Annotated in this window: 21 protein-coding genes, 1 riboswitch and 2 other annotated features; of the genes, 16 read left to right on the plus strand and 5 right to left on the minus strand. The window is 33.3% G+C overall.

Features of this window, described 5'->3' with window-relative positions:
- Window positions 1–2 precede the first annotated feature (2 nt).
- The 3 genes from ACZYT4_RS05785 to ACZYT4_RS05795 all read right to left on the minus strand — a co-directional run bounded on the left by ACZYT4_RS05785 (window position 3) and on the right by ACZYT4_RS05795 (window position 3,487).
- Window positions 3–977, minus strand: coding sequence for an ABC transporter substrate-binding protein (locus tag ACZYT4_RS05785; RefSeq protein WP_463783411.1), 975 nt, complete (start codon window positions 975–977; stop codon window positions 3–5).
- 51 nt (window positions 978–1,028) lie between these two features.
- Window positions 1,029–1,251, minus strand: a binding site (T-box leader).
- 130 nt (window positions 1,252–1,381) lie between these two features.
- Window positions 1,382–2,170: a ZIP family metal transporter gene (locus ACZYT4_RS05790; protein ID WP_463783412.1), complete on the minus strand. Its 789-nt coding sequence runs from the start codon at window positions 2,168–2,170 to the stop codon at window positions 1,382–1,384.
- 69 nt (window positions 2,171–2,239) lie between these two features.
- Window positions 2,240–3,487 (minus strand): hypothetical protein, encoded by a 1,248-nt coding sequence (locus ACZYT4_RS05795; protein ID WP_463783415.1) that lies wholly within the window; start codon window positions 3,485–3,487, stop codon window positions 2,240–2,242.
- A gap of 190 nt (window positions 3,488–3,677) precedes the next feature.
- Between ACZYT4_RS05795 and ACZYT4_RS05800 the strand changes: the two genes are divergently transcribed.
- Window positions 3,678–4,124: an Rrf2 family transcriptional regulator gene (locus tag ACZYT4_RS05800; protein ID WP_463783418.1), complete on the plus strand. Its 447-nt coding sequence runs from the start codon at window positions 3,678–3,680 to the stop codon at window positions 4,122–4,124.
- 47 nt (window positions 4,125–4,171) lie between these two features.
- Here ACZYT4_RS05800 and glmS read toward each other — a convergent pair whose 3' ends face one another.
- Window positions 4,172–5,974 carry a glutamine--fructose-6-phosphate transaminase (isomerizing) gene (glmS, locus tag ACZYT4_RS05805; RefSeq protein ID WP_463783420.1) on the minus strand — a complete coding sequence of 601 codons (1,803 nt, stop codon included), beginning with the start codon at window positions 5,972–5,974 and terminating at the stop codon, window positions 4,172–4,174.
- Between the two features lie 369 nt (window positions 5,975–6,343).
- Here glmS and ACZYT4_RS05810 point away from each other — a divergent pair, with 369 nt between their 5' ends.
- From ACZYT4_RS05810 to ACZYT4_RS05825, 4 genes are all read left to right on the plus strand, one after another.
- Entirely contained in the window at window positions 6,344–6,868 is a 525-nt protein-coding gene (locus ACZYT4_RS05810; RefSeq protein WP_463783424.1) for a hypothetical protein, read from the plus strand.
- A 41-nt stretch (window positions 6,869–6,909) separates the two neighbouring features.
- Complete coding sequence (locus ACZYT4_RS05815; protein WP_463783427.1) at window positions 6,910–7,608, plus strand: AzlC family ABC transporter permease; 699 nt, start codon at window positions 6,910–6,912, stop codon at window positions 7,606–7,608.
- On the plus strand, window positions 7,605–7,916 hold the full coding sequence (locus tag ACZYT4_RS05820; RefSeq protein WP_463783430.1) for an AzlD domain-containing protein: 312 nt from the start codon (window positions 7,605–7,607) through the stop codon (window positions 7,914–7,916). The genes ACZYT4_RS05815 and ACZYT4_RS05820 overlap by 4 nt, the downstream gene beginning before the upstream one ends.
- 171 nt (window positions 7,917–8,087) lie before the next feature.
- On the plus strand, window positions 8,088–11,951 hold the full coding sequence (locus ACZYT4_RS05825; protein ID WP_463783432.1) for a SpaA isopeptide-forming pilin-related protein: 3,864 nt from the start codon (window positions 8,088–8,090) through the stop codon (window positions 11,949–11,951).
- A 260-nt stretch (window positions 11,952–12,211) separates the two neighbouring features.
- Here the strand turns inward: ACZYT4_RS05825 and ACZYT4_RS05830 are convergent, their stop codons facing one another.
- On the minus strand, window positions 12,212–13,402 hold the full coding sequence (locus ACZYT4_RS05830; protein WP_463783434.1) for an acetate/propionate family kinase: 1,191 nt from the start codon (window positions 13,400–13,402) through the stop codon (window positions 12,212–12,214).
- 126 nt (window positions 13,403–13,528) lie between these two features.
- Window positions 13,529–13,628, plus strand: a riboswitch (TPP riboswitch).
- A 64-nt stretch (window positions 13,629–13,692) separates the two neighbouring features.
- Between ACZYT4_RS05830 and ACZYT4_RS05835 the strand changes: the two genes are divergently transcribed.
- The 11 genes from ACZYT4_RS05835 (at window position 13,693) to ACZYT4_RS05885 (ending at window position 23,610) form a co-directional block, all read left to right on the plus strand.
- The gene (locus ACZYT4_RS05835; protein WP_463783437.1) at window positions 13,693–14,241 is read left to right on the plus strand and encodes an energy-coupled thiamine transporter ThiT; all 549 of its coding nucleotides are present in this window, start codon (window positions 13,693–13,695) and stop codon (window positions 14,239–14,241) included.
- Between the two features lie 135 nt (window positions 14,242–14,376).
- Window positions 14,377–14,940: a DUF402 domain-containing protein gene (locus tag ACZYT4_RS05840; protein WP_463783439.1), complete on the plus strand. Its 564-nt coding sequence runs from the start codon at window positions 14,377–14,379 to the stop codon at window positions 14,938–14,940.
- Window positions 14,924–15,373, plus strand: a complete 450-nt coding sequence (gene tsaE / locus ACZYT4_RS05845) for a tRNA (adenosine(37)-N6)-threonylcarbamoyltransferase complex ATPase subunit type 1 TsaE (protein ID WP_463783441.1) — start codon at window positions 14,924–14,926, stop codon at window positions 15,371–15,373. The genes ACZYT4_RS05840 and tsaE overlap by 17 nt, the downstream gene beginning before the upstream one ends.
- A complete protein-coding gene (gene tsaB / locus ACZYT4_RS05850) occupies window positions 15,361–15,966 on the plus strand; it encodes a tRNA (adenosine(37)-N6)-threonylcarbamoyltransferase complex dimerization subunit type 1 TsaB (RefSeq protein WP_463783443.1) in 606 nt (201 codons plus the stop codon). Before tsaE ends, tsaB begins: the two co-directional genes overlap by 13 nt.
- The gene (gene rimI / locus ACZYT4_RS05855) at window positions 15,957–16,406 is read left to right on the plus strand and encodes a ribosomal protein S18-alanine N-acetyltransferase (RefSeq protein ID WP_463783446.1); all 450 of its coding nucleotides are present in this window, start codon (window positions 15,957–15,959) and stop codon (window positions 16,404–16,406) included. The genes tsaB and rimI overlap by 10 nt, the downstream gene beginning before the upstream one ends.
- Window positions 16,403–17,413: a tRNA (adenosine(37)-N6)-threonylcarbamoyltransferase complex transferase subunit TsaD gene (gene tsaD, locus ACZYT4_RS05860; RefSeq protein WP_463783450.1), complete on the plus strand. Its 1,011-nt coding sequence runs from the start codon at window positions 16,403–16,405 to the stop codon at window positions 17,411–17,413. The genes rimI and tsaD overlap by 4 nt, the downstream gene beginning before the upstream one ends.
- Complete coding sequence (locus ACZYT4_RS05865) at window positions 17,413–18,051, plus strand: redox-sensing transcriptional repressor Rex (protein ID WP_463783453.1); 639 nt, start codon at window positions 17,413–17,415, stop codon at window positions 18,049–18,051. Before tsaD ends, ACZYT4_RS05865 begins: the two co-directional genes overlap by 1 nt.
- 37 nt (window positions 18,052–18,088) lie before the next feature.
- Window positions 18,089–18,301: a binding site (T-box leader), on the plus strand.
- Window positions 18,302–18,334: 33 nt separating this feature from the next.
- The gene (asnS, locus tag ACZYT4_RS05870; RefSeq protein WP_463783456.1) at window positions 18,335–19,720 is read left to right on the plus strand and encodes an asparagine--tRNA ligase; all 1,386 of its coding nucleotides are present in this window, start codon (window positions 18,335–18,337) and stop codon (window positions 19,718–19,720) included.
- Window positions 19,721–19,801: 81 nt separating this feature from the next.
- Window positions 19,802–21,286 (plus strand): metallophosphoesterase family protein, encoded by a 1,485-nt coding sequence (locus ACZYT4_RS05875; RefSeq protein WP_463783459.1) that lies wholly within the window; start codon window positions 19,802–19,804, stop codon window positions 21,284–21,286.
- Complete coding sequence (locus tag ACZYT4_RS05880) at window positions 21,258–22,649, plus strand: D-2-hydroxyacid dehydrogenase (RefSeq protein WP_463783461.1); 1,392 nt, start codon at window positions 21,258–21,260, stop codon at window positions 22,647–22,649. The genes ACZYT4_RS05875 and ACZYT4_RS05880 overlap by 29 nt, the downstream gene beginning before the upstream one ends.
- Before the next feature lie 145 nt (window positions 22,650–22,794).
- On the plus strand, window positions 22,795–23,610 hold the full coding sequence (locus ACZYT4_RS05885) for a folate family ECF transporter S component (RefSeq protein ID WP_463783463.1): 816 nt from the start codon (window positions 22,795–22,797) through the stop codon (window positions 23,608–23,610).
- The last annotated feature ends 171 nt before the right edge of the window (window positions 23,611–23,781 follow it).

A 23,781-nucleotide genomic window follows, 5' to 3' on the forward strand; every position in this document is an offset into this window, starting at 1 on the left:
AATTATTCTCCAATCATTGTTGCATTTAAATCATCAGGAATTTCAATACCTAATTGAGAAGCCACTTTTTGATTAACAAAGTATTCGCAATCTTCACCTTTAACAAATGTAATAGGTGTTTCTTCAACTTTAGCTTCCCCGTTTAAAATAGCTAATGCCTGTTTTCCAGCATTTTGACCAACTGTATAGTAATCAAGACTCAAAGTTGCTAAACCACCATTTTCACACATGCTTTCTTCACCAACAATAACTGGTAACTGATTTTCATTTGTCACTTGAGCGACAGTTGCCATATTAGAAGCTAATAAGTTGTCAGTAGGAATATACACAGCATCATATTTTCCAATCATAGATTGAGCAACCTGTTGAATTGCACTGGAATCATTAGAGACTGTGACGATTTCAGCATTCAATCCTAAATCTTTAGCTGCTTCTAAAGCGATTTCTCCCTGATATACTGAGTTTGCTTCATCACTGCAATAGAAAATAGCAATATTTTGTGCATCAGGAACTAATTTTTGTAAAAGCTGTAATTGTTCCTGGATTGGATTTAAATCACTTGCTCCAGTGACATTTGTCCCAGGTTTATCATTAGATTCAACAACACCGGCTGTTTCAAAATCAGTCACTGCTGCGCCAACAATAGGAATATCTGTTGTTTTATTGGCAGCTGCCTGTAATGCATCAGTAGCAATTGCATAAATGAGATCATCACCATCATTCACGAATTTTTCAGCAATTGTCTGACAGTTAGAAGGATCCCCACTTGCATTTTGAAAATCAATGTTTTCTTCTTTGACTCCAGCCTCAATTAAAGTATCTTTGAATCCTTCATAGGCTTTATCTAAAGCTGGATGTTGAGCAAATTGAATAGCCCCAATTTTGACTTCCGATAATTCTTTGGCTTCAGTGCTGTTGCTGGCACATCCACTTAACAGTAAACCCATCGCAAGTAATAATACAGATAATTTTTTCATAATACCAATTCCTCCTCATTTTTATGATTTATAAAACAAAAAAACTCAACCCAAGAGGGCGAGTTAACGCGATACCACCTCAATTTATTATAATCTCACGATTATAACCTTTGTAAGTTGAATAACTTTTCATAAATAACGTTATGACCCCGATTATTCCTTATCAGAATAATAGCTCCGTGGTGTATTCAAAATTTTCTTGCGTATGACTTTCACCATCCGTCATATCTCTAATGCCACAAAAATTTTTACTCTGTCACATCATTGCTTTTTGTTTTATATACTAATCATCATAATGAAACAAAAAAACTTTGTCAATATTTTTTAAAAAAATAAATCAAAAAAATATGAATTCAACAAATTATTTTAATAAAATTATAAAAATAACAAAAAAATAATCAAATTTAAGATAACATAATATCTAATGTCATCATGATAATGAAACCAATCATACAGGAAATAGCACCAATATCAATCTGATGCTGACAACAGGCTTCTGGAATCATATCCTCAACACAAACAAAAAGCATAGCACCAGCAGCAAAACTCAGGGCAAAAGGTAAAAGATTTTCAATTGATGCTGCGAAAAGATATCCTAAGACAGCTGCTGGAATTTCAACAATACCAGAAAATTGACCATACATCATAGATACAAAGCGACTTTTGCCATATTGGTACATGGGTAAGGAAATAGCCATCCCTTCAGGAAAATTCTGAATACCAATGCCTAAAGAGAGAATCAGAGCAGGAAGAAATTGCTGATGCGCACTGGCAAAGGCAACACCAACAGCAAGTCCTTCAGGAATATTGTGTAATGTCATTGCCAGTAAAAAAAGTTGATTTTTAGAAAAATGCGAATGAACGCCTTCAATTTCTCCGGATATCATATGTTCATGGGGAAGAAGATGGTCGCATATAGCTAAAAAAAGAACACCACATAAAAATCCCACAGGAATAATCATGAGATACCATTTATTCATACCTTCTAGTTGTTCCATGGCTGGCAGGATTAATGAAAAGAAAGATGCAGCAATCATAATACCAGCGCTACTCCCTATAGCAACAGAAACAAGATGCTTATTTTCTTTGTTTGTAAAATAAACAACACAGGCACCTAACAAGGTGGATAGCCAATTAAATACAATAGCCCCTATAAAAATAAGAACAGGCATGTTTTTAAGTATTGATAACACTTTTTCACCTCAGTATAGAGTATGAAAAATGCAAATAGATGTGACAAAAAAAGCCATGACAGGCATGGCTTAATATTGAATGTCTTCATATAAAGTTTTTAATAAAATAGCTTTGCTAGAAGGTCTTTGCTTTTTAAAATCATATGTTTTCATAAGGCTATATTCAACAACATCATGTTTTTCTACAACTTCATCATAGATATAGTCAGATTGTCTAAAGAATAAGTTATCATCATCTTCCTGATAGATACTTCCAAATTCTTTATCTTTATTATAATAAACAACTTTCCCTTCAAAACGTTCAATATATTCATCTAAATGTTCCATTAATTGATTGTACAAACGATCATATAATGTACTGCTATCCATTTGTTGATATTGTTCATTGATACTGTTTTGAGAAACATCTTTATGATTTTCCTGTTTTAATTGATAAAGGAATGCATTAGCTAAATCAATTACTTCCTGATTTTTACCAGTTTTAACCATTTCTAAAATCTTTTCATATAATGCCAATTCATCAAGCGTATATCCTGATTTAAAGAATTTATAAACAAGATTTGTATAAGCTTCATTCACTTTACCTGTATTCATATATAAATCATAAAGAACCTGGAATGAGTCTACATTTGGAATTTTATTTCCTAATGATAAGAATTCATTTTCGGCTTCTTCATATCTTTGTAAATGAACAAGAGAAGAGGCACGATAGTATTTTACCCAGTTTAAATTGTTATAATGCCATTTAATAGGTTGCGTAAAAGCCATATTGGCATATTCTACACAACTTTTATAATCTGCTAATTCATAGGCACATCTCACTTTTAATCGATACCATTTTTCCTTTTTAGATTCATACTCTTTACCAGCGGCATTAATAAATGGATCAATACTTAATTCCTGTACATCTAATTTATCTAAAAGTGCTGATAATTTTTGATAATCAACAGGTTTCTGGTTCATGACATACTTCATTGCTTTATTGATTGTAGCTTCTAAAGGAGAGTATTTTTCCTGTTTGCATAAAGATGCAATTTCATCAACGATAGAGAAAAATAAATCTTCTTTTTCTTTGATTTTATCGTCATCAACATTAATGTATTTATTATAAAGTGCATAACCATAATGATTAATAAAACCACTTAATCCTTCTCCAACTTGTAAGAAAGTTCTTCCTGCTTCAATCGCATCATCAGTACGACCTTGATTTTTCAATTCTTTTACATAATCCATAGCTTGAAAATCATTAAATGAGCTTGGATCTTCTTCAAAACGTTTGTCATAATTTGTTAAATCTTTTGGTTCACGTTTTTCCACGATTCATCACCTCGTTTACTATTATATCAATTTCATAAGTTCTTGTGAAGAATAAAAGATTGATTTTTGAGAATGAATCATATAAAAAGTTGAGTAAGGGTGAAGAAATGAAATGATATTAAATTGTAATAGTTGACATTACAACATAAAACTTTTATAATAGAAAGAAGAGATAAGAGGAGTGAAAATAATGCAAATATCAAGTCGTTTTACCATTGCAGTTCATATTTTTGCATGTATTGATACATTTCAGAATCAAGAAAAATTAACAAGTAACTTTTTAGCATCAAGTGTCAATGTGAATCCTGTGATTATTAGAAATATATTATCGCAATTAAAAGCAGCAGGGCTTGTGAAAGTTCAAAGAGGAAGTGGTGGTGTATCTTTAGCTAAAAGTCCCAAAGAGATCACATTCCTTGATATTTATCATGCTGTAGAGTGTATTGAAAATGGAGAATTGTTCCATTTTCATGAAAATCCCAGTCAGCAATGTCCAGTTGGGAGAAACATTCATCATGTTTTAGATGATAAGCTACAACAGGTTCAAAATGCGTTAGAAAATGAACTTCAAAAAATCACTTTAGCAGATGTTTTTAAGGATACGAAGTATTATATTGATAAAGAAAGTCAGTCATGATTATTCAGGGGTATATAAAAAATTGATGGAAAAAATCCATCAATTTTTTATTCTACAGTTACAGATTTAGCAAGATTACGTGGTTTATCAACATCACAGCCCTTTAGGCATGCCGTATAATAAGCAAGCAGTTGTAATGGTATGGCTACTAATATTGTTTGAAGTGCTGGAGCAACATGAGGAAGATAGTAAGTGTTGGCTACATTTTTCACTTCAATATCTTGCGTTGTCAATAAGATGACTTGTGCGCCTCTTGCGATTGTTTCTTGGATATTGCTGATTGTTTTATCGGCAATATGAGGTTGAGTTGCAACAGCAATGACAATAGAACCATCTTCAATTAAAGCAATAGGACCATGTTTTAATTCACCTGCCACATAGGCATCTGCATGGACATAAGAAACCTCTTTTAATTTTAAGGCACCTTCTAAAACACTGGCATAATCCAGGTTTCTACCAATAAAATAAGCATCATGCTGATCTTTTAACATTTCGGCATATTTTGCAAAGAGTGGCTCATCTTTTAAGATGTTTTCAACATATTGAGGAATAGATGCTAATTGTTCGATGACATCATCATGGATATTTCTTTCGAGTCTTTGAGCAATATAGTAAGCTAATAATATCAAAAGAACCAATTGAGTTGTATAAGCTTTTGTAGAAGCAACGGCAATTTCAGGACCGGCACATGTATATAGGACATAATGAGCATCTCTAGAAATTGTACTTCCTAATACATTAGCAATCGCGATTGTGGTTGCTTTTTTTTCTTTGGCTAAACGTAAAGCCGCTAAAGTATCAGCTGTTTCACCAGATTGAGATACAAAAATAGCTAATGTCTTTTCATCAATAAAAGGATCATTATATCTAAATTCACTTGCGACATTGGTAAAAACAGGAATGCGTGCAACTTTTTCTAAAATATGCGCTCCACACATGGAAGCATGATAAGCTGTTCCACAAGCCACGAAATAAACTTTATTGTATTGTGAAAAATCAATATCTTTTAATTCATCTAAAATAATTTGATGATGATTGATACGTCCTCTTAATGTTTCTGAAATCACATGTGGCTGCTCATGGATTTCTTTTAACATAAATGTATCATAGCCATCTTTTTTGGCTGCTTCAAGATCATAAGGAATGACTGTTGACTCTTTTTCAATTTTTTGACCATCACATGTATAAAATTCAATATGATCACTAGAAAGTACAGCCATTTCATGATCATCTAAAAAATAAACATCTTTCGTATATTCGAGTAGTGCTGGAATATCACTAGCAGCAACATAACCTTTTGAAGTTTTTCCAATAATCAAAGGGCTGTCTTTTTTGACAACAATAATATGTTCTGGCTCCAATGTTGATAGAATACATAATGCATAACTTCCTTTAATACATTGAAGCACCTTTTGTGTTGCTTCCAATAAATTTCCTTGATAAAAACTATCTAAGAGATGGACAACAACTTCACTATCAGTATCAGATTGAAAATGATATCCTTGCTTTAATAAATCATCTTTTAATTCACGATAGTTTTCAATAATTCCATTATGCACCAAAGCAATTGTTTCATCCTGGTTGGTATGGGGATGAGAATTGAGATTGGATGGGATACCATGAGTTGCCCATCTTGTATGCCCAATACCAACATGTCCGTGTAATTGACGGTCTTTGAGAATATTTGCTAAATTCTCTAGTCTTCCTTTACATTTGACTGTAACTAGCTGATTGTTTTCAATAGTTGTAATACCAGCACTATCATAACCACGGTATTCTAATTTTGATAAACCTTGCATTAAAAATGGCAAAGCTTCTTCCTGACCGCAATAAGCAGTAATTCCACACATAAAAATAATTCCTCCATTATCAATATATTTATTATTGAATGAAGTGATGCCTGATGAAATTTGTTTAATGATCACTCATTATTTTTGTTCATCGTTCAGGTAGCATCATACCTCCAGATCATCCGCCGAATCTTTCGATTAATCTGGTCCTCGTCAACTTTATAGATAGATAAAGTCCTGGCGCTTATATGATATGACTTCATCAATAACGTTTATTATTATACATGAAACATATGGGAATAGTTTTCATATTTTAAAAATGACACATTATAGTATATGAGGATTTTTATAGCAAGTGATTGAAAAAAATGGGTTTAAAAAAAAGAAAAATGAGAAAAATATGCGTATATATATAATAGGAGGGTTATTATGAGTATACGTCATAACTTGCTTGAAATGAATAAATCTTTAAAAAAACTTGAAGAATCTGGTATCTATGATGTGGAAAAGTACAGTTATGCCTTGTTGCATCAAACCAGTCAGTTGGAATATTTTTATTGTCATCTGGTCAAAGATGGTGATTGTAATCAGACATTCTATCATGTACATAAAAGGCCGCATATCCATGAGCTGGCATATTTCAATATTGGTAGAGGTTTTCCAAAGGAACTGATGGATGGACATTGGTGCTATGTTTTAAAAGATATGGGATATAAAATGTTGGTGATTCCATGCACATCCATTAAAAAAGACTCAACACCAGCAAATCCTGCGTTTGAAAAAGATATTAAAATAAAAACTGATACACATATAACAACACATTGCCGTATTCAATTAAGTGACATTCGTTCTGTTGACATTCAAAGATTAGATTTAAGAAAAGCTTTTTATCAGGTTTTAACTTCCAGAGAAGAGATTTTAGATTTTGTTGAAAAAAATCTATTTGATAAGTGATTTTGATTCATGTATCATAAGGGATATGTGGAGGGGATTTTATGGAGGATTTTTTACAGGGATGTCGCCGTTCATTACCAATTGCTTTAGGATATTTCCCTGTTTCTTTTTCTTTTGGTGTTTTTGTGGCTTCAAGTGGTTTGCCTTTAGGTTTGGCAACATTGATTTCTATAACAAATTTAACGTCTTCAGGGCAGTTTGCTGGAGTTTCATTGATGTTAGTTCATGCTTCTTATATGGAAACTGCTTTGACTTTGTTGATGATCAATGCCCGTTATTTTTTGATGTCATTGTCATTAAGTCAAAAAATAGATCAGAAAATGTCAACTTTACAACGTATGATCATTTCTTTTGGTATTACTGATGAAACATTTTCTTTAGCATCTTTAGAGCAAAGAACTTTATCATTTTCGTTTATGGCTGGTTTTATTTTGATACCGATTATAGGATGGACAAGTGGAACGTTGGTTGGAGAAACCTTAACAAATATCTTACCAAAAGTCTTACAGAATGCTATGGGATTAGCTTTATATGGCATGTTTCTAGCCATTATTATTCCAGCTTCTTCTAAGTCAAGAGCTATTTTAGAAGTGGTGATTATAGGTGGAGTGATTTCAACAATACTTTATGAATGTCCTTTGTTTCAAAATTTATCAAGTGGTTTTCAATTAATTGTAGCAACATTGTTGGCAGCGATTTATGGAGCTTTACGCTATCCAATCAAGGAGAATAACATATGAGTGTTTATTTATTGATGAGTGTCTTCGTTATGGCACTGGTTACATATTTACCTAGAATGTTACCACTTACTTTCTTTAAAAAGGAAATTCACTCTGTTTTTATTCGTTCACTTCTCTATTATGTGCCCTATGCTGTTCTTTCGGCTTTGACTTTTCCTAGTATTATTTATGCGACAGGTCATATTCCTAGCGCAATCATTGGTGGTTTGGTAGGCATCTATTTTGCCTATCACAATAAAGGGCTTGTTTTTGTAGCATGTGCAACAGTTTTAAGTAGTCTTATAGCCAATATATTGATCCCATTTTAAATGGGATTTTATTTTACTTTTATAAATCAATGAGAACTTCAATCATTGATGAACAACTCAATATCTTAAAGGCAGGAATAATCAACCTGTCTTTTTTTATGCTAATTGAATTATGAAAGGGGGTGGTCTAAGAAAAATAACTGATGTTTATGATGAAAAGGAGGTTAAAAAATGGATAAGCATAAACATTTTAGAAGATTGAAAAAGATATTATTATCTGTGTTATCTTGCATCTTTGCATTGAACATAGGTCAAGTTCATGGGGCAACCTATGAGATGAACACCTACAACTATCTGGCAGGTGTGACGACCAAGGCAGGTGCGAAACTCAATGATGGCACTGTCTTGGATGCCAGTGCTTATGATGAAGGTGTAACTGTTCTTTTGACAACAAATGGACAGTATTTTTATTGTTTAGAACATGGCAAGGCTGTTCATGATGGTACACAGTATACACCTACAGATACGATTGATCTGATTGAGGAAGCTCAGAAAAATAAGTATTTGAGTGCCTATGAAAAGCAGGTACTTATTAGTAGAGTCTTGAGTCTTGCACCAACAACAATCAATGTTTCCTATAATACGAGTGGGTCATTGAAGTCAGTGAAGGGTAATACCTATCAATGGTATGCTGCTCAAATTATCGTATGGGAAATCATGGTAGGAGAAAGAAATGCAGATGGAAGCTATCGTGGAGTCACGACCAGTGGAGCGACTTCAGTTTACAATGCATTGAATTGGAATAATGCAACGACAAAATCCAATGTGAAGACATACTATGATTCTTATAGTCAAACATTAGAAACATGGGGTCAGATTCCAAGCTTTGCGGCGAAGAGTGAAAGTCTTGCAAAGACATATGAAATGACAGAATTTGATGGAAGTCATTATTATATGGAGATGAATGACCAGAATAGTGTTCTTAGCAGATATGATTTTAAGTCTAGTGGTTTATCATTCAGCAAGAATGGAAATGTACTCAAAGTGACATCCAATACATCATTTGCTGACACAAAAACTGTTTCCGCAACAAACAGTCTTGATCTCAATAAAAGACAATTGCTCTGTCTGGACAGTTCTGAAAGATATCAAAAAGTTGCGATTGCAGGAGAACTTGAAAGTGCCTTACCGAGTGCATTCTTTAAAATCAAGATAGGAACTTCTGCTTTAAAGATTGCCAAGAAAGATAATAAGGGAAATAATGTTGCAGATGTACAGTTCAAGATTTCCTATAACGCAGATATGAGTCAGAGTCTAGGAACTTATACAACAGGAAAAGATGGAACGATAACGATTGATCAACTGAAACCAACAACCATCTATATACAGGAAGTCAAGGTTCCAGATTATCTCGTCTTAGATTCAACAGTTCATTCGGTAGAGTTGAAAGCTGGTCAAACAGCTTCGTTTACACAAACGAATAACTGGAAACAGGGTTATATTCAGGTTGTCAAGAAAGACCAAAAGACAGGAGAGATTGTCAAGAAATCAGGTACAAAGTTTGAGGTCTTAAGTGGAAATCAGGTTGTTGCGACAATATCTACAAATAGTGAAGGTATTGCTAAAACAGGTTTGCTTGATTATGGAATATATACGATTCGTGAAAAAGAGGCACCACAAAACTATGTCATTGCGACACTGGAAAAGAATCAGAGTGTGACTGAAAATGGCAAGACATATGCTATTGAAATCTATAATGAACCTGTTCTAGGAAAAATTGAATTAGAGAAACAGGATAAGGAAACAGGAAATATTGCTCAAGGTAATGCAACCTTGAAAGATGCAGAATATGTTTTAAAAGCCAATGACAATATTCTAAGTCCAGCAGATGGAACAGTCCTTTATAAGAAAGATGAAACAATCTCTCAAAAGACTGTGGGAAATGGTGTCTGGGGTGATATCGGAACAAAGAAAACAGACAGCCAGGCAAAAATGACATGGTCCAACTTACCAATGGGTTCATATCGCATAGAAGAAACAAAACCAAGCGAGGGATATTTGTTAGATGATCCTCAGATAGTGACATTGACATCTTCAAATTCAAGTCAGCAGGTTGTCACACAGAGTGTTGTTTCCAAAGAACAGGTCATCAAAGGAAAACTAGAAGTTGCGAAAATGGGGACTGACGGATCAAGTGGTATTGTTCAAGGACTTGAAGGTGTAGAATTTACGATTAAGCTTTATTCTGATGTGCAAAAGAATGGCTGGGATCAGGCAAGAACTTATGATGTGCTGGTGACTGATCGAACAGGTAGGGATACATCTATTGATCTTCCTTATGGTATTTATCAAGTCAAAGAAACAAAGACACCTGAAAACTATTATTCAGCAGGAGATTTCTTTGTAACTATTGATAAGAATCAGGAAATCGAATACAGAATGGTCAATAACGCACCATTTCAGGCATGGTTAAAAATCATTAAAGTGGATCAAGATGGACAAAAAATATCTTTATCTCATGCAACATTTAAGTTGAAGGATAGTCAGGGAAATTATGTCAAACAAAAAGTTGGCATGATTTATAAGGATGAATGGACAACAGATGAAAAAGGTTATGTTGTTCTTGATAATATGCTTGAAGCAGGAGAATATACGATTGAAGAACTGAAAACTCCTGAAGGATTCCTTATTGGAGATGATATCAAAGTCAATATTTCTTCTGACAATAAGGATATCATTTTTGATGAGGATCATCAGCCAGTCATTGAAGTTTCTTTTGTTGATGAAAAACCAACAGGACATCTGATTTTACATAAGGAATTTGAAAGAGAGGAAGATACAGCTGTTGGCGGAGCACAGTTCAAGGTCACTGCTGATAGTGATATTGTTAATCCAGCAACAGGAAAAATGATTTATCATACAGGTGATATAGTCAGTATAGGCAATGCAACTGATGGTATCTATATGATTGATGAAAGTGGAAAACTGGAATTAACAGGTTTACCACTTGGAATAACTGGTGCCAGATACAAGGTTGAAGAGATTTCAACAGTGGATGGATATGTACTTTTAGATGAACCAGTTATCTTTGAATTTGATATCAAAGACAATACAACAAAGGAATATACAGTGGAAAAGACAATTGAAAATAAATTAACAGAAACTTATTTCTCTAAACAGGATTTAAATGGTACAGAACTCAAAGGTGGAGAATATTCTGTCATTGATGCGGAAAGTGACGAAATTATTGAACAATGGACAAGCGATGGAAGAACTCATTTGATTAAGGGGCTTGTTATTGGAAAAGATTATATCTATCGTGAAGATTTGACACCACTTGGATATACTTATGCAAAAGATGTGAAGTTTACAATGTCAGAAAATAAACAGACAATTGTGATGAAAGATACACAGGTGGCTATCAATAAATTAGATGAATCAGGAAATGTGGTTAAGGGAGCTATATTGCAGATTGTTGATGATCAAAAAAATGTGATTAACCAATGGACAACAGATGGCTCAGTTCATTATGCTGAGGGGTTGCAAGTTGGAGAAATTTATATGATTGTTGAAATCAAGACTCCAGAAGGATACAAAACAGCTCCATCTGTGACATTCACTGTTGATGGAGAGCAGGATCTCTCAATAACTATGACAGATCATCGTATTTTGACTGACATTCTTGTTAATAAGATTGACAGCAAGACACATCAGAATATCATGCATAATGATTTTGAATTTACCATTTATTCAGATGTTAAATGTCAAAATCCACTAAAGACAGTCAAAGCAGATACAACAAAGGGAACAGCAGTTTTTGAAGATTTAGAATATGGACAGACAGTCTATGTCAAAGAAACAAAAGCGCCTTTAGGCTATCAGTTATCTGATGAAGTCGTGAAGATTGTAATTGATGATCAGCTTGAAGGTATTGGGGATGTTTATAGCATAGAGTATGAAAATACAAGAATGCCTGTCAAAGTTGTACAAACAGATGATAATACGGCTATGATGGATGCATTTGTATTCGTTGGTGGTAGCTCTTTGTTGATTGCTGTTATGGCATATAGAATGAAGAAAAAGAAAGATGAATAGAAAGATAATGCATGTAATGGTGATTGCACTTTTTATATTTTTATTAACATATTCAAGCGTATGGATGCTTTTAACAATCTTGTTTTTAAAGAATCATTGGAGAATCAAAAGAACATGATTGAAAGAGTATTGAAAAAGTGTTGTCGTTGAAATGTGATAGGGAATATATGAGTGATTGATAATGATAGTTTAAATGACTTGCAAATGAAAAAGGGTTTTAACGAAATTACGATTTCGCTAAAACCCCTTTTTTCATCATTTTATAAATTCAATAAACGTTTTGTGTCTCTTGCAATAACAAGTTCTTCATTTGTAGGAATGACATAAACTTTGATTTTTGATTCAGGTTTTGAAATTAAACGTTCACCTTCACCATTTTCATTAGCATCATCATCCACCACAATACCTAAAGCTTCACTGACAAGTGATAAGATTTCTTTTCTTGCATAAGCAGAATTTTCACCAATTCCAGCAGTAAAGGCAATAGCATCACAACCACCTAATGCAATAAAGTATCTACCGATATAAGCAATAACTCTTCTAAAGAAAATATCAATCGCAAGTTTTGCTCTTTCATTTCCTTCGTTTGCAGCATTTAAGACATCTCTAAAATCACTTGATACACCTGATACACCAAGTAAACCAGATTCTTTGTTAAGCATATGAATAACTTCTTTCATATCCATACCGACTTGTTCAATAAGATAATCAATGATTGAAGGATCCAGATCCCCACTACGAGTTCCCATCATGATACCAGCAAGAGGTGTGAATCCCATAGATGTATTGATAGATTTTCCATCTTTAATAGCTGTTAAAGAACCACCAGCTCCTAAATGAGCAACAATGATTTTAGAATGTTCTGGATTTCCTAGTTTTTCAATAACTTTTTGAGAAACATAGAAATGAGAAGTTCCGTGAGCTCCATATTTTCTTACTTTATAATCTGTATAGAAATGATATGGAATAGGATAGATATAACATCTAGGTTCAAGTGTCTGATGGAAAGCTGTATCGAATACAGCGACTGCACCTGCATTAGGAATTGCTTCTTTAAATGCATAATATCCTGTTAAGTGTGCAGGATTATGTAAAGGTGCTAAAGCTTTTAATTCATCAATTTTTTGAACAACATCTTCATCAATAATAGCTGATTCTTTAAAATAAGAACCCCCTTGAACAACTCTGTGTCCAACACCTTTAATATCATCTAATGAAGAAACAATATTCTTCTCTAATAATGTATCTAATAATAAATGTACAGCTTCTTTATGTGTTGGAATAGGTAAAGTACGAACCTCTTTTTCTCCATTATATTTAATGGTAAAAATAGAATCATCTAAACCAATTCTTTCAACAACACCAGAAGTAATGACAGATTCATCATCCATTTCAAATAACTGGAATTTTAATGATGAACTACCAGCATTCACTGCAATAATTTTTGCCATTTTCTTATCCTCCCTTAATTCATCTTTATTATAGCATTTATTTATAAAAAAACTAGAGAAAAATGTTACGTCCATCAATAAACACTATAAAAAAGGTTTGTATTTTTTCTAAAAAAGAATATAATAGATATGAGCCAGGGGCGCATTTGCTGAGAAAGGTGAAAGCCTTGTCCCTTATGATCTGAACTGGGTAATGCCAGCGTAGAGAGTGCAAATAATGTTTTTTGTGACTTTTTTACGTGGGTAGAAAAGTCTTTTTTATTTGTGGCTTGAATGAAAGGAGAAGAGTTATGAAAAAATTTTTAAAAGTTAATTTGACAGTGAAAAGCATGTGCCAACTTGCCATGTTTATGGCCATTACACTTGTTTTGAGCTATGTCAATGAAATCATTCCATCCCTTCCACAAGGAGGGACAATCTCCGTTGATGTCATTGCCATCATGCTGTGTGGATATCTTATGGGAGCTGGATATGGTGTTATTTGTGGGGTTGGAGTTTCTATTTTACAGTTTGTTTTAGGTTTGGCAACTTATTATGGGCCATGGTCAGTTTTACTTGATTATGTATTGCCACTTGCCGTATGTGGATTAACGCCATTGGTTAAGACAACAAAGATTGGTGGTGTTCCTATTTGTTGGGGTGTTTTATTTGTGATGGTTTTGAAATATTTATCACATTTTGCATCAGGAGCTTTCTTATTTGCATCTTATGCACCAGAAGGAATGAATCCAATTGTTTATTCATTAGGATATAATATTATCTATGTGGCACCAACACTTGTGTTGTGTATGATTGCTGTTCCATTATTATATTCACGATTAAAAAGAGTTTTTGCATAATCTCTCTTCAATGAGAGATTTTTTTATTTGATTAAAGATAAGAAATGCATCTTCCATTCATTTATCAGGTAAAACTGCTTTAAAAAAAGCGCGAACTTGTGTATAATGTGAATGTTATAGAAAGAGGTTATGATTATGAATAAGACATTTGTTGGTCAAAACATTCTTATTCATTGTTATAAACATGATGGAAGTATTCATCGTTGTTGGGACAAAGGGCTTGTTTTAGAAGAAACACCACATCATTTTATTGTTGTCAATAATAGAACGTTAGTTACAGAGTCTGATGGTCGTAAATGGTATACAAGAGAACCGGCCATCTGTTATTTTCCAAAAAGGAAATGGTATAATGTGATTTGTATGATTCGTAAAACAGGTGTTCATTTTTATTGTAATATTGCCTCTCCAACATTATACGATGGTGAAGCCTTGAAATATATTGATTATGATTTAGATTTAAAGGTTTTTCCTGATTATAAATATAAGATTTTAGATGAAGAAGAGTATCGCCAACATAAGGCTATCATGCATTATAGTGATGAATTAGATTATATTTTACATCAACAGTTGAGCCAGCTTATTGAAATGACCATGAATATGTCTGGACCATTTAGACCTGGTTTTGCACAGCATTGGTATCATTTTTATCAGAGCGGAGAATACAAAAAAAGGAGAGATCATAGTGGATTTTCAAAATGAACAGGAAATGATTGATTTTGGAGAAAAATTAGCTCAACATTTATTTCCAAATGCTATTATTACCTTGGAAGGTGATTTGGGCGTTGGGAAAACAACTTTTACAAAAGGTATTGGAAAAGGTTTGGGAGTTCAAAAGATTATTAATTCACCGACTTTTACCATTGTTAAACAATATCAAGGGAAATGGCCACTTTATCATTTTGATGCCTATCGTCTAGAAGGACAGGATGATGAATTGGGATTTGAAGAAATGTTTGAAGCGGATGGTGTTTGTGTGATTGAATGGCCTGAATATATTCAGGATATTTTACCAGCTGAAAAACTGGAAATACATATGACAAAAAATAAAGATCAGACACGCAGTCTAAAGTTTTTTCCACATGGAGAAAAATATCAGCAATTATTAAAGGAGATGGGAATATGTTACAACTGATCATGGATACATCAAATCAGTATTTAGTAGTTGCTTTGTATGAAGATGAAAAATGTTTAGAATCTATTCAGGAACTGGGATCAAAACGTCAATCTGAAAATGCTATTCCTTATTTAGAAAAGTTATTAAAAAAATACAATAAAGAATTATTAGATGTAGATGAAATGGTTGTGACAATAGGACCAGGATCATATACGGGAGAAAGAGTTGCTTTGACTATTGCGAAAACTTTAAGCGTCATTTCTTCTGTACGCATAAAAGCTATTTCATCATTGGCGGCTTATGCCGGGTTAGAAAAATGTGTCTCTGTCATTGATGCACGCAGTCAAAAAGTTTTTGTTTGTACCTATAATCATGGCAAAGCGTTAATGCCAGAACAGATGATTGAAATTTCGCAATTTTCTCAATTGATGAATGATTATCAAGGTTATCAGGTAGTTGGACAAAGTGAGGTTGTTGACTTTCCACTTCATGAAGTGAATTTAGCAGCTCATTTACATGAACTGGCAAAATTACAAGATGCCGTTGATAATGTAGATGCACTGGTGCCACGATATCTCAAAGATGTAGAGGCCAAGAAAATATGTTTATAGAGCCTTTAAAAAAAGAAGATTTAAAGGAAATCACTGATATTGAAGAGTCATTGATAGAAACACCATGGCGATTAGAAGATTTTGATTATGAATTGAATCAGAATCCATTTGCTCATCTTTTTGTATTAAAAGATCAACAACAGATTTTTGGGTATGTTGATTTATGGATCATGTATGAACAGGCGCAGATTTCTACAATTGGTGTGCGTCGGGATAAGCAGTCTCAAGGATTTGGGCAGCAGTTACTGTCATATGCAATGAAAATAGCTGAACAATCAGGAGTTGAAGTTATGAGCCTTGAAGTGCGACAGTCCAATCAGCATGCAATTGCGCTTTATCAAAAAAATGGATTTCAGATTCAAAGTATACGAAAAAATTATTATCAGGATAATCATGAAGATGCCTATTTGATGGTTAAGGAAATGGAGGGAAAAAGATGAGTCTTATTTTAGCTATTGAATCAAGTTGTGATGAAATGGCTGTCGCCATTTTAAAAGATAAAAGAGAATTGTTATGTAATGTTGTGGCTTCACAGATTGATACCCATCGTTTGTTTGGGGGCGTTGTACCTGAGATTGCCAGTCGTATGCATGTAGAGTGTGTCTCTACAGTTTTAAAAACAGCCTTATCTCAGGCACAGATTGATATGCATGACATTGATGCTATAGCTGTGACGAAAGGTCCTGGACTGGTAGGTTCTTTGCATGTTGGTATGCAGGCTGCTAAAACTTTGGCTTTGGCCTATCATAAACCTTTGATAGGTGTTCATCACATTGCTGGACATATTTATGCTAATGAGCTGGTGGAAGATATTCAATATCCATGTCTCTGTCTGGTTGTCAGTGGAGGGCATAGTGAACTTGTTTATATGGAACATGAATTCTCTTTTGAAGTCATTGGTCAAACATTGGATGATGCCATTGGTGAAGCTTATGATAAAGTAGGACGTGTTTTACATTTGCCATATCCTGGAGGCCCAGTGATTGATCGTATGGCAGCACAAGGAAAACATAGTTATGCCTTGCCACTTCCGTTAAATGATGAAAGTTATAATTTTTCTTTTAGTGGATTAAAGTCAGCTGTGATTAATCTTTGCCATAATGCCAAACAACGTGGAGAAGACATTGTGCCAGAAGATTTAGCATGTTCTTTTCAGGAAGTTGCTGTAGATGTACTCGTTTCTAAAACAATTAAAGCTGCACAGGATTACCATGCTAAACAGATTATTGTAGCGGGTGGAGTCAGTGCCAATCAGGGCTTAAGACAGGCCTTGACAAAACAAAGCCCTATACCTGTTTTATTCCCACCAATGCGTTATTGTACGGATAATGCAGCGATGATTGCATCAGCAGCCCGTATTATGTTTGAACATCAATGTTTTTCACCGCTTGACTTAATGGTAAAACCGTCATATGATTTAGAAGAGGAAAGTCTTGGTGAATCATAATGGAAAAAAAACAACATAAAATTTCAAAAGCAACAATGTCTCGTTTTCCTGTGTATTTAAAAGCATTGCGCAATATGCAACATGAAGGGAAAAATAATTTCTTGTCAAGCGAATTGGCTGAAGCAACAGGTATCTTAGATACGACAATTCGTCGTGATTTTAGCTTTTTAACAACAAAAGAATCTTTAGGAAAACGTGGTATCGGTTACGATACAAAAGATATTATAAATATTTTAAATAATGTTTTAGGATTAGGATTAGATGAACCTATTATTTTGATTGGGGTAGGCAATTTGGGTAGTGCCATTTTAAAATATAATCGTTGGCAGTATACAGTGGGTAAAATTGTCTGTGGTTATGATTCTGATCAAAATAAAGTTGGAGAACGTTTTGGTGTGAAAATTCAACATATTGATGATTTGGAAAAAACTTTCCCTGAAGGCTGTAAAATTGCTATATTGGCTATTAGTCAGGATGTTCAACAAACTGTTGATCGTTTGATGGATTTAGGGGTCAAAGGCATTGTTGATTTTACACATACTCATTTTACTGTTCATCCTGATGTTGTTGTTCAAACTGTGGATGTTGTTGTCGCTATTCAGGAGCTTGTTTTAAAAATGCATGCAAATGATGAATAAAGTATTGAAATTTCATCAAAAAGATGGTAATAATATTTATAAAGTTATGATTTGAGAACACCTTATAAACATGTTTAAAAGCGACTTTTGGATGGTGAAAGCAAAAGAAACATATATAATGTGGAACACTCAATGAACTGGATAGGAGAAATGTGAGTAGACTATCCCGCAAGACTGCGTTATGGTAAGAGAGCATGATCGTCAGATGATGAATGAGGATGGTACCGCGATATTTCAAGTCGTTCCTTTAAGGAATGACTTTTTTTGTTAGGAGGAGAAAACAATGTTTGAGTTTATGACTGTAAGAGAATTATATGAAATGGTGTTAGCTGGAGAAGCCATGGAAACAGAAAGCCTGGAATATGTGGAATTAGATGGTTGGGTACGTACAAATCGTGATAATGGTAAAGTTGGTTTTATTGCATTAAATGATGGAACGTATTTTAGAAACTGTCAGATTGTATATTTACAGGAAAACTTATCTAATTATGATGAAGTAAAACATATCAGCACAGGAAGTGCTATACGTGTATTAGGAAAATTTAAATTGACACCTGATGCGAAACAGCCATTTGAAATTGAAGCAACCCAAGTTGTTGTAGAAGGTGCCTGTGACGATGATTTCCCATTACAAAAGAAGAGACACTCTTTTGAATATATGCGTGAAATCCCACATCTTCGTCCTCGTGCCAATACATTTTATGCGATTTTTAGATTAAGAAGTGTCTTGTCTATGGCTATTCATGAATTTTTCCAGTCACAAGGATTCGTTTATGTTCATACACCTATTATTACAAGTAATGATGGTGAAGGTGCTGGCGAAATGTTTAGAGCCACAACAATTGATGATACAAATTTTGATAAAGATTTCTTTGGTAAAGAAGCTTTCTTAACAGTTACAGGACAGCTTCATGTTGAAGCTTTCTGTATGGCATTTAGAGATGTCTATACATTTGGACCTGCTTTTAGAGCTGAAAATTCTAATACTTCACGTCATGCAAGTGAGTTTTGGATGATTGAACCAGAAATTGCTTTTGCCGATTTGGAAGATGATATGGATTTGATTGAAGACATGGTTAAATATTGTATTGATTACGTTTTAGAAAATGCACCTGAGGAAATGAAATTCTTTGAACAGATGATTGATAAAGATTGTATTCAAAGAATTACACATGTCAAAAATAGTGAATTTAAACGTATGACTTATACTGAAGCTATTGAAATTCTTGAAAAAGCAGATGTTAAATTTGAGAATAAAGTTGAATGGGGTATGGATTTAAATAGTGAACATGAACGTTATATTTGTGAACAGATTGTTGGTGGACCAGTGTTCCTAACAGATTATCCAAAAGAAATCAAAGCCTTTTATATGCGTTTAAATGATGATGGAAAAACAGTGGCTGCATGTGATTTACTGGTTCCAGGTATTGGGGAACTTGTTGGAGGAAGCCAACGTGAAGAAAGATATGAAGTTCTTGAAAAAATTATGGATGAAAAACAAATGTCTAAAGAAGGTCTTCAATGGTATATGGATTTAAGAAGATTTGGTGGATGTAAACATGCTGGTTTTGGTTTAGGATTTGATCGTTTCTTGATGTATTTAACTGGTATGCAAAACATTAGAGATGTTGAACCATTCCCAAGAACACCAAGAAATTTAAAATTTTAAAATATAACGGAAAACCGTTATATTTTTTCATATTCATTCATTTTATTTTGTAGTATAATGAAAACACGAGGTGAAAAAATAGTGAATGAAATCATCTTTATCAATACTTTTTTCAATATTGTTTTTCGTAATGAATTAGCTTATATGCGAGATTTTATGATATCTTATCAATATATGCAAAATTTTATCCAATGGCTGGATAAACGTCAGATAGAATGTCCTGTTTTATGCTCTATTACTGAAGACGAATATGCTTTTTTATCTCGTTTGATGAAAGCAGAAGATGTTGACCATGTTTTGCATAAGCCTTTTTCTATAGAAATGGAAAACTTGGCACGGGAATATGAAGATGCAACACATATCTTATATGTCCCTGGATTTCAAGAAGTCTCAAATGATTTTTTAGAAACAAATTCTTATAATCATATATATTTTTATCATATTCCAGGATATTTTCATCGCAGTGATCTGTCTTTCTTTGATCCTTTTCCTGCTTTTTTCTGTGCTTTACGTCATGTTGATTTATGGCCTGGATGTTTAATTTTTAAGGGACAGCAAGCTGTTTTTGCACCCATCCATAAGCAGGAAGATATGAAACAATTGTTTCATTATATTGAACAAGAAGTCAATCTTTTTGAAGTCTATAATAATTACTATCAAAATGATGCGTATTTTATTCAATTGAGTGATTTACATTTAGGAAAGGATAAACGTCAAAGGGGGCTCACGCGTCTTTATGCATCTTTGGATGAATTGATTCCGAGATTACCATCTCCATGGCCTATTCAGATTTTGATTACAGGAGATTTGATGGAATCACCTAATCGAAAAAATATGTATCTGGCGAATGATTTTATGAACAGTCTTAAAAAAAGATATAAAGCGAATGTGACTTTTATTTTGGGAAATCATGATGTTATTGTGCATGGCTTTAACTTTGCCAGAAACCAAAAAAGTAAGGTTATCGCTTATCTGTTAGGAGAGAATATTAAAGTTCTGGAACAGGAGAAAATTATTATTATTAAGATGGATACAACCAGTGAAGGGAATCTGGCTAGAGGAAAAGTTGGAGAAAGACAATTGGCAGAAATTGATGATGAATTATCAGCAATTGACCATATTGAAGATTATACTTTACTGCTTATGCTGCATCATCATGTTTATCCAATTAACAAAGCAGAGTTTATTAAGACAAAATGGCATGAAAAAACATTTATCAATCGTATCATTGAAACTTCAAAGGTTTTAGTGGATGCACCATTATTGATTGATTGGATTCAAAAAAGACATATTCATTATGTTTTTCATGGACATAAACATCTTCCGTTTTTTAGAAAAGAAGATGATTGTTACTATATAGGAGCAGGTAGTGCAACTGGAGGATTGAAAGAAAGTCGCAGTCGTTATATTTCTTATAATATTATGAAATATGATATGCGTGAGAAAAAAATGAAAATCTGTATGATTTTTTATGATGATAAAGCCAAAGCAGAAAGGCAGCGTGTTGAAGTTTATTTATTTGAAGGAGGAAATAATCATGAAACTTGTGGATCGCATGAAGGATGAAGAATTAGGAACAGCTTTACTTTATAATTTTACAAAAGGTTATGGACAACCTGTTCCTATAGAACTTTATGATGTGGTTTTACCACTTCTTTATAATGATTTTATAAGAGAACATATTTTATCTTTAACATCACTTCAGGAATGTATATATCAAGGTGTACAAAAAGATGAACATTTTAAACAACATATCTTAGAAGATATTGAAAATGATAAGACAATGACTTCAAAAGCTTTAGGTGTAGCTATGATTCAACGTATTTTAAAGTTTGAAATTGTTGATACAACTATGTGTGGCGTGGCTTTACCAACAGATATTTTAGATTTAAATGAAGCTATTCAATTAGGAAAGATGTTTCAAAATGTATCCTTGGAAGATTTTATGACTTTACTTCGTCAAGAAGATGTTCATATTGTTGTTTTACAGAGTGCTTCTGTTGGAAAGGATATAGATTTATCTCAAATTTGTTCGTTAGGACAAGTGACGATGTATGAAGATACCAAGCCTTCAGAAATAAGAGGACGTATCTTAGGAGCAGATATTGTCATTACCAATAAAAATCAAATGACAAAAGAAGTTCTGGAAGGTTTAAACCGTTTGAAATTGATATGTCTGTTTGCGACAGGAACAAATAATGTTGATTTAACATATTGTCGAGAACATGGTATTAAAGTTGCAAATGTTAAAGATTATTCAACAACAACTGTGGCTCAACATACATTGGCTTTATTAATGCATTTGGTTGAAAAAAATGTAGCTTATGATCATTTTGTGAAATCAAAAGAGTACGCAAGAAGTGAACGTTTTAGCTATTTTGATGATGTTTTCCACGATGTGTCATCTATGACATGGGGAATTGTTGGATTGGGTCATATTGGTCGACAGGTTGCAGGTATTGCGACTGCTATGGGGGCTAAAGTGCAATATTATTCAACAAGTGGAAAAAATGCAACAAGTGATTATCAGCAGGTAGATTTTGATACTTTATTAAAAACATCTGATATCATCACGATTCATGCACCGTTAAATGATCAGACACATTATTTATTTAATGAAGAAGCTTTAAGAAAAATGAAAAAGACAGCTTATCTGATTAATGTTGGACGTGGTGGCATTATTGAAGAAAAAGCTCTTGTTAAGGTATTAAATGAAGGACATCTATCAGGTGTTGGTTTAGATGTTTTTGAACATGAACCATTATTAGAAGATGATGTGATTTATCAGATTCAAGATATGGATAAAGTGATTTTAACACCACATATTGCATGGGGATCTATTGAAGCTAGACAAAGATGTGTCAATGAAGTTTATCAAAATATTTTGGCTTTTCTTAAAGGTGAAGATCGCAGTATTGTCAATCTATAAGAAATGATGTATGATAGAAAAAATATAAAAAGAAGGAGGAGTCTACGTCAGTAGCAAAGCATGTACGGTCATCAGATCGGAATTAACGCCTGTGGACTAGAAATGAGGACGAAGCAGGAAAATTTGTTATCAGTAGCATAGTGTTATGGAACAATTGATTATTGCAATAGTGATTATTGCCTTAGGTTTTTATGTGTTTAAGTTTTATCCTTTTGAAAAAGGAAATGTTATGAAACTGGTTATTGGAGCCATTTTCATTATTTTAACGGCTATCTGTAAAAGATTAGCTATTATGATTCCATTATTTGGAGCAGAGAGTCTTAAGATTGGATTTGAATATATTCCTTTAATGTTAGCAGGATATTTTTTATCACCCAGTTATGCCTTTGTAGTTGGTTTATGTAGTGATGTGATTGGTTTGATTTTGGTTCCTACTGGATTTCCATTTTTTGGATTTACTTTAGGAACAATTCTTGTCAGTGTCATTCCTTCACTGATTCGTGAACATTCTAAAAAAATCAGTCCACAGAATGTACTACGTATTGTTGTGGGGTTGATTTTTGTTTTAGGGATAGGGGCTTCTATTTATATTGGACAGCTTGATTCCATAAGTATTTCAGAAACGACTTATCAGTTACATTTTCAACAAAAAATCACATTGATTTCTTTATGTTTATTATTGATGATGATATTTATTGTCATCATTTATATCATTAAACATAGGATTAATGTACAGGAAGCCAAAACTTTTTCAACATGGATATTATGTGTAGTTGCGACAGAAATTGTTGTCACACTTTGTTTAACACCATTATGGCTGGATATGATGTATCACATTCCTTGGACAATTTCACTATGTATAAGAGTTGTGAAAGAATGTGCTGTATTACCAATTGAGATATTTATAGGATATTGTTTAATACCACTCATACAAAGAATATGGATACGTTTAGAAAAATAATACATTTTTTATGGCTTGTTTAGTAAATTGACACGCATTAAAAATAGAATATATATCAAAAGCAACAAGAATATTAAGATTCCTGTTGCTTTTTGATTTCATGACCATCTTCATCAACTTCAATAACTTCAAAAAAATATTCAAAAATACGAGTTAAAAGATTTTTTATTT

The organism is Massilimicrobiota sp. mt181 (assembly GCF_055420065.1).

Bases quoted from the DNA above. Each gene is read 5' to 3' on its own strand.
- ACZYT4_RS05830 (WP_463783434.1), bottom strand. From the start codon at position 13,402: ATGGCAAAAATTATTGCAGTGAATGCTGGTAGTTCATCATTAAAATTC.
- rimI (WP_463783446.1), top strand. From the start codon at position 15,957: ATGTTTATAGAGCCTTTAAAAAAAGAAGATTTAAAGGAAATCACTGAT.
- ACZYT4_RS05820 (WP_463783430.1), top strand. From the start codon at position 7,605: ATGAGTGTTTATTTATTGATGAGTGTCTTCGTTATGGCACTGGTTACA.
- tsaB (WP_463783443.1), top strand. From the start codon at position 15,361: ATGTTACAACTGATCATGGATACATCAAATCAGTATTTAGTAGTTGCT.
- ACZYT4_RS05800 (WP_463783418.1), top strand. From the start codon at position 3,678: ATGCAAATATCAAGTCGTTTTACCATTGCAGTTCATATTTTTGCATGT.
- ACZYT4_RS05880 (WP_463783461.1), top strand. From the start codon at position 21,258: ATGAAACTTGTGGATCGCATGAAGGATGAAGAATTAGGAACAGCTTTA.
- ACZYT4_RS05885 (WP_463783463.1), top strand. From the start codon at position 22,795: ATGGAACAATTGATTATTGCAATAGTGATTATTGCCTTAGGTTTTTAT.
- asnS (WP_463783456.1), top strand. From the start codon at position 18,335: ATGTTTGAGTTTATGACTGTAAGAGAATTATATGAAATGGTGTTAGCT.
- ACZYT4_RS05840 (WP_463783439.1), top strand. From the start codon at position 14,377: ATGAATAAGACATTTGTTGGTCAAAACATTCTTATTCATTGTTATAAA.
- ACZYT4_RS05785 (WP_463783411.1), bottom strand. From the start codon at position 977: ATGAAAAAATTATCTGTATTATTACTTGCGATGGGTTTACTGTTAAGT.
- ACZYT4_RS05835 (WP_463783437.1), top strand. From the start codon at position 13,693: ATGAAAAAATTTTTAAAAGTTAATTTGACAGTGAAAAGCATGTGCCAA.
- glmS (WP_463783420.1), bottom strand. From the start codon at position 5,974: ATGTGTGGAATTACTGCTTATTGCGGTCAGGAAGAAGCTTTGCCATTT.
- ACZYT4_RS05825 (WP_463783432.1), top strand. From the start codon at position 8,088: ATGGATAAGCATAAACATTTTAGAAGATTGAAAAAGATATTATTATCT.
- ACZYT4_RS05810 (WP_463783424.1), top strand. From the start codon at position 6,344: ATGAGTATACGTCATAACTTGCTTGAAATGAATAAATCTTTAAAAAAA.
- tsaD (WP_463783450.1), top strand. From the start codon at position 16,403: ATGAGTCTTATTTTAGCTATTGAATCAAGTTGTGATGAAATGGCTGTC.
- ACZYT4_RS05865 (WP_463783453.1), top strand. From the start codon at position 17,413: ATGGAAAAAAAACAACATAAAATTTCAAAAGCAACAATGTCTCGTTTT.
- ACZYT4_RS05815 (WP_463783427.1), top strand. From the start codon at position 6,910: ATGGAGGATTTTTTACAGGGATGTCGCCGTTCATTACCAATTGCTTTA.